6 protein-coding genes are annotated in these 5,830 nt (G+C 73.4%); 4 read left to right on the plus strand and 2 right to left on the minus strand.

All coding sequences use genetic code 11. The features are described 5' to 3' along the window. Together ACFXA3_RS33120 and ACFXA3_RS33125 are read left to right on the plus strand one after the other, a co-directional pair. The coding region (locus tag ACFXA3_RS33120) for an alkaline phosphatase family protein (protein WP_385192948.1) at nucleotides 1-890 on the plus strand (890 nt) is incomplete at its 5' end. Nucleotides 891-947: 57 nt separating this feature from the next. Continuing rightward, a complete protein-coding gene (locus tag ACFXA3_RS33125) occupies nucleotides 948-1,598 on the plus strand; it encodes a thymidine kinase (RefSeq protein WP_054227502.1) in 651 nt (216 codons plus the stop codon). An 18-nt stretch (nucleotides 1,599-1,616) separates the two neighbouring features. Here the strand turns inward: ACFXA3_RS33125 and ACFXA3_RS33130 are convergent, their stop codons facing one another. Then, a complete protein-coding gene (locus tag ACFXA3_RS33130; protein ID WP_385192950.1) occupies nucleotides 1,617-2,414 on the minus strand; it encodes a VOC family protein in 798 nt (265 codons plus the stop codon). A gap of 176 nt (nucleotides 2,415-2,590) precedes the next feature. Between ACFXA3_RS33130 and ACFXA3_RS33135 the strand changes: the two genes are divergently transcribed. Continuing rightward, on the plus strand, nucleotides 2,591-3,454 hold the full coding sequence (locus tag ACFXA3_RS33135) for a sulfurtransferase (protein WP_385192953.1): 864 nt from the start codon (nucleotides 2,591-2,593) through the stop codon (nucleotides 3,452-3,454). An 84-nt stretch (nucleotides 3,455-3,538) separates the two neighbouring features. On the opposite strand, the gene sepH is transcribed toward ACFXA3_RS33135, so the two are convergent. Then, nucleotides 3,539-4,567, minus strand: a complete 1,029-nt coding sequence (sepH, locus tag ACFXA3_RS33140; RefSeq protein WP_385192956.1) for a septation protein SepH — start codon at nucleotides 4,565-4,567, stop codon at nucleotides 3,539-3,541. A gap of 547 nt (nucleotides 4,568-5,114) precedes the next feature. Between sepH and ACFXA3_RS33145 the strand changes: the two genes are divergently transcribed. Beyond that, nucleotides 5,115-5,813 (plus strand): hypothetical protein, encoded by a 699-nt coding sequence (locus tag ACFXA3_RS33145; RefSeq protein WP_385192958.1) that lies wholly within the window; start codon nucleotides 5,115-5,117, stop codon nucleotides 5,811-5,813. Nucleotides 5,814-5,830 lie beyond the last annotated feature (17 nt).

Consider the following 5,830-nt stretch of genomic DNA (forward strand, 5'->3'; position numbering starts at 1 on the left):
CCGCCACCTCGCTGGCCTCCGTCGGCACCGGCCTGCCCCCCGCCCGGCACGGCCTGCCCGGCTACACCGCGCGCAACCCGGCCACCGGCGAGCTGATGAACCAGCTGCGCTGGCACCCCTGGACCGCGCCGAAGCCCTGGCAGCCGTACCCGACCGTGTTCCAGCAGGCCGACAAGGCGGGGGTGGCCACGGCGCAGGTGTCCTCGCCCGCCTTCCAGACCACGCCGCTGACCAAGATCGCGCTGAGCGGCGGCACCTTCCTCGGCCGGATGACCGGCGAGGAGCGGATGGACCTCGCGGCCGAGCGGCTCGCGGCCGGCGACCGCTCGCTGGTGTACACGTACTACAGCGAGCTCGACGGGGCCGGCCACCGGCACGGCGTGAACTCCGACGCCTGGCGTGGCCAGCTGATGTACGTCGACCGGCTGGTGCAGCGGCTCGCCGAGCAGCTCCCGCCGCGTACCGCGCTGTACGTGACCGCCGACCACGGCATGGTCGACATCCCCTTCGATGAGGACTCCCGGATCGACTTCGACGAGGACTGGGAGCTGGGCGCGGGCGTGGCCCTGCTCGGCGGCGAGGGCCGGGCCCGGCACGTGTACGCCGTACCGGGAGCCGAATCCGACGTGCTGACCGTCTGGCGGGAGGTGCTGGGCGACCGGTTCTGGATCGCGAGCCGCGAAGAGGCCCTGGAACTGGGCTGGTTCGGGCCGCCGGGAGAGTGCGACGAGCGCGTGCTCGGCCGGATCGGCGACGTGGTCGCCGCCGCCCATGCCGACGCCGCGATCACCGCGTCCGTGAACGAGCCCAACGAATCGGCGCTCGCCGGGATGCACGGCTCCATGACCGCGGCCGAGCAGCTCGTCCCGCTGCTCGAAGTCCGCAGCTGACCCACCGAACGTCCGAACCCCTCCCGCCGACCACGACCCGAAAGGTCCCGTTCCTACATGCCCGAATTGGTGTTTTTCTCCGGCACGATGGACTGCGGGAAGAGTACGTTGGCGCTCCAGATCGGCCACAACCGGTCGGCGCGGGGCCTCCAGGGCGTGATCTTCACGCGCGACGACCGTGCGGGCGAGGGCAAGCTGTCCTCGCGCCTCGGCCTGGTGACCGACGCGGTCGAGGCGGCCCCGGGCATGGACCTGTACGGGTACCTGGTGGGCCAGATGTCCAAGGGCGCCAAGGTCGACTACGTCATCGTGGACGAGGCGCAGTTCCTCGCCCCCGAGCAGATCGACCAGCTGGCGCGCGTCGTGGACGACCTGGACCTGGACGTCTTCGCGTTCGGCATCACCACCGACTTCCGCACCAAGCTGTTCCCCGGATCGCAGCGGCTCATCGAGCTGGCCGACCGGATCGAGACCCTCCAGGTGGAGGCGATGTGCTGGTGCGGCGCCCGCGCCACGCACAACGCCCGCACGGTGGGCGGCGAGATGGTGGTGGAGGGCGAGCAGGTCGTCGTCGGCGACGTCAACCGCTCACCGGAGGAGGTCGGTTACGAGGTGCTGTGCCGTCGTCACCACCGCCGCCGGATGACGAGCGACGCGGCCCACGCCGCCGCCCTCTCCCCGGACGTCCTGCCGGTCAACCCCGCCTGAGGGCCGGCCGGGCGGCGGTCAGCGGCCGTTCCCGGGACGCCGTTCCACGAGGGCGAACACCGCGCCCTCCGGGTCGGTGACCGTGGCCACCCTGCCGGTCAGCCCCTCGCGGGGCGGCTGGACCACGCGCCCGCCGAGCCGGTGGACCCGGGCCGTGGCCATGTCGGCGTCCTCGACCTGGAAGTACGTCATCCAGTGCGGGCCCCGGTCGTGCGGGAGCGAGCGCCCGACCCCGTGCACCGCGGCGACCGGCCGCCCGTCGAGCAGCAGCGTGACGTAGTCGAAGTCGGCGGCGGCCGTGGCGTGCGTCTCGGCCTCGTGGCCGAAGACGTGCGCGTAGAACTTGCCGACGGTCGACGTGTCCTGCGTGACCAGCTCGCTCCAGACCGGGGTGCCGGGGACGCCGGACAGCCGGGTCCCGATGTGCTCCTCGGCCTGCCAGATCCCGAAGATCGCTCCCAGCGGGTCGGAGCAGATCGCCATGCGCCCCTCGCCGCCCGCGTCCAGCGGGCCCACCGCGACCGTGCCGCCGCAGGAACGGATCGTCTCGGCCGTGGAGTCGGCGTCGTCGGTGGCGAAGTACGTGGTCCAGGCCACCGGGAGGAGCCGGTCCGGCGGCATCTCGCCGATGCCGGTCACCTCGTGGCCGTCGAGCAGGGCGCGGACGTACGGGCCGAACGGCTGCGGGCCCGGCTCGTACTCCCAGCCGAACAGGTCGGTGTAGAAGGCCTCGGTGGTCCCGAGGCCGTGCACCATCAGACTGGACCAGCAGGGTGTGCCGGGCGGGCGCCGCGTTGCTTCCGGTGCCTCGGTCATGTCAGCGGTTCTCCTCCGTCGTCGCTCATCCCGGACCAGATGCTTCCACTCCGGAGGGTCCGGCGCGCCCCGACCGGCCGGGTTTCGCCGATGCGGGCAGAGATGACCGAATCGGTGCGGACGGGTGATGTCGGGCTTGTTACGACGCTCGCGCGGTGGGGAGGAAGATGGGCCGCATGACTGAGAAATCTGCGCACTCCGCCCCTTCCGCGATCGTCTCCGCGTCCGAACTGAGGGACGAGCTGGCCGGTCCCCGGCCGCCCGTGCTGCTGGACGTCCGCTGGCAGCTCGGCGGCCCGAACCTGCGGTCCGCGTACGAGGCAGGCCATCTGCCGGGGGCGGTGTACGTGGACCTGGACCACGAACTGGCAGGTCCGCCGGGAGCCGGCGGCCGGCACCCGCTGCCGGAGCCGGAGGGGTTTGGCGCGGTGATGCGCAGGGCCGGGGTCTCGGCGGACGCGCCGGTGGTCGTGTACGACGGGGGTCTGGGCTGGGCCGCGGCCCGCGCGTGGTGGCTGTTGCGCTGGACGGGTCACACGAACGTGCGGGTACTGGACGGGGGCCTGGCCGCGTGGACGGCGTCGGGCGGTCAGGTGTCCGCCGACACGGTGACGGTCGCGGAGGGCGATTTCAAGCCAAACCCGGGAGCGGTGGGACTGCTCGACGCGGACGCCGCGGCGGCCCTCGCGCACGACGGGATCCTGCTGGACGCCCGGGCGGGGGAGCGGTACCGCGGTGAGGTCGAGCCGATCGACCGGGTCGGCGGACACATTCCGGGCGCGGTGTCGGCGCCCACGACGGAGAACGTGGGCGCGGACGGGCTGTTCCTCGCGGCCGATGCGCTGAGGGAGAGGTTCGCCGGGCTGGGCGCCTCGGGCGAGGCTCCGGTGGGGGTGTACTGCGGATCCGGGGTCTCGGGGGCGCACGAGGTGCTCGCGCTGGAGGTGGCGGGGGTTCCGGCCGCCCTGTACGCGGGCAGCTGGTCGGAATGGTCCGCGGACCCGGCCCGCCCGGTCGCGACGGGACCGGAGCCCCGGTAGTCCGGGGCCCGGCCGCGCCCCGCCCGAGGGGCGTGGCCGTGGCGCCGGCCCGAAGGGCGCGGCCGGGCGCCGGTCGGGACGGCGCTATTCCTGTTTCTTGCGGCGGGTGCCGAAGACGATCTCGTCCCAGCTCGGGACCGCCGCTCGGCGGCCCGGGCGGACGCCGTCGGCCTCGGCCTGGCGGTCCGTGGTGCCCGTCAGGCGGTCGCGGTGGCCCGCCACCGTGCGCGGCATCAGGACGTCCGCGTACGCGGAGCCGGCGCCCGCGCTCGCCGAGGCGGCCGGCGGCTCCTCCACCTCCGGCTCCTCCGCCGGGGGCTCGGGCCGTTCCGGGACCACCAGGTCGCCGCGGAAGCTCGGTACGGCCTCCAGCAGGCTCGTCAGGGTGTCCCGCTCCTCCTCCGGCTCGGGGGCCGGGGCGACGGGGCGTTCCAGCTGACGTTCCAGCTGGCGGTCCAGGGCGCGGTCCAGCGGCCGGTCCCGCGGCAGCCGCGCGATCCTCGGCACGAACGGGAAGCTCGGCTCCGGCGTCGCCGGCAGGTCGTCCGCCTCGCCGATCAGCGAGCGGGCCTCGTCGTCCACGGCCACGACCAGCCGGCGCGGCGGGTCGTACGTCCAGCTCGCCGAGTGCGGTTCGCCCGCGACCCGGTAGACGAGGAGGACCTCCCAGGTGCCGTCGTCGCGCCGCCAGGAGTCCCACTGGACGGAGTCCTTGTCGGCCCCGCGCAGCAGCAGCCGCTCCTGCACGGCCTCGCCGAGCTGGGGTCCGGTGTTCTCGCCGGGGCGGCGCACGGGCGTCTTGCGCGCCCGCTCCGCCATGAACGCGCGCTCGGCCAGCACCGGGCCCTCGAAGCGGCGCACGCGGTCGACGGGAATGCCGGCGAGCTGGGCGACCTCCTCAGCGGAGGCACCGGCCCGTATGCGGGCCTGGATGTCGCGGGGGCGGAGGTGGCTCTCCACCTCGATCTCGATCTGGTTCAGGCGCGCGCGGTCGTTGCGCACGGCAGCCCGCAGCCGCTCGTCGATCGGAAGCGTGTACTCCGTGCTGTCCGCAGCCTTGAGCACCAGTCGTGTGCCGTCATTGGAGACGGCCACGACACGCAGTTCGGGCATGGGGACCTCCCGGGTGGTGCCTGCCGACGTCACGTGCGTCGCTGCTTCCGCTAGTCGAGTGTGGCCTGCCCGGGTGCAGCCTGCCACAACCTTGCCGAGTTCAACCGGCGTGTCGGGCATGCGCCCTTGATCGCCGTTATGGCACGGTTACCTGTTGGGCACGCACAGTGACCGAACGGTTACTGTGCGCATCAGGAACGCGTGCAATGCCGCGGCATCACCGGTCTCGAGTGCCGTTTCTCCATCAGCCGGCCCCCTCTCCCGAGTCCGGACATCCAAAAGGAAGGACGGCCCCAGGGCTCGCCACAGTACTCCATTCGGGCCACCTGGGTGGACCGCCGCGCCGCCGAACTTGTCGTGGGCGGCGGGAGTTGGGCTGCCCCGAATCCGGCCGGACCTGCGCGCGTACTCGTTTTCGCGTGTCCTGCTTCACAGAATCCCCAGAAACGGAACCATCTGTTTCGCTCAGCGGTCGGTAACTGCTGAGAGCGGTGAAGCGCGAGAGACCGCGAGTGGTCGCGAGAGGCAGCACACACAGGGGATGAGGATGGGTCAGAAGACGGCGCCCGAAGCCGAACCGGCGTCCGGGACGGAGACGAGGAAGCTCGATCTGAGCGTGGCCCAGATCGCGGGCTCCTCCCTCGCCACCGTCGCGGCGGCCCTGCTCGCCTCGAAGCTGGGCGTCTACGGGACCATCCTCGGGGCCGGCGTGGTGAGCGTGGTCGCCACCGCGGGCGGCCCCGTCATCCAGCACTTCTTCAAGCGCACGGGTGACCAGCTCCGCGAGAACGCCCGCCCCGGGGCCCGTCAGGTCCCGCCGCCCGCCAAGGAGAAGGCGCCCGACGGGACCCTGCCGCTGCGTGCGGTCCCGCCGTCCGCGGAGTTCGGCGAGGCCACCGTGCACGGCACCCGCGTACGGGGCTGGAAGCGCACCGCGGTGGCCTCGGGCGCGGCCTTCGCCATCGCGCTCGGCGGCCTCGGGGCGTACGAGGCCTTCTCCGGCACGGCGATCAGCCGGGGCGGCGGGACCATCTGGTCCGGCGGTACGCGCACGGCGGGCGACGAGCGGCCCGCCGGCCCCGGCAGGGAGCCCGGCACCGACGGCAGCGGCGGCGACAGGACCCCGGGGGCCGGGCGTTCCCCGAGCCCCCCGGGCGAACGCGGCGGCCGGGGCCCCCGCCCGAGCCCCCCCGCTGTCTCGTATACACAACGTAAGCGGCCGCCGAAACTCAGAGTGTGTAACTAGGTGGTGGCGGGCGCCTG

It is taken from the genome of Streptomyces sp. NPDC059456 (assembly GCF_042750055.1).
In the GTDB taxonomy this organism is placed as follows: domain Bacteria; phylum Actinomycetota; class Actinomycetes; order Streptomycetales; family Streptomycetaceae; genus Streptomyces.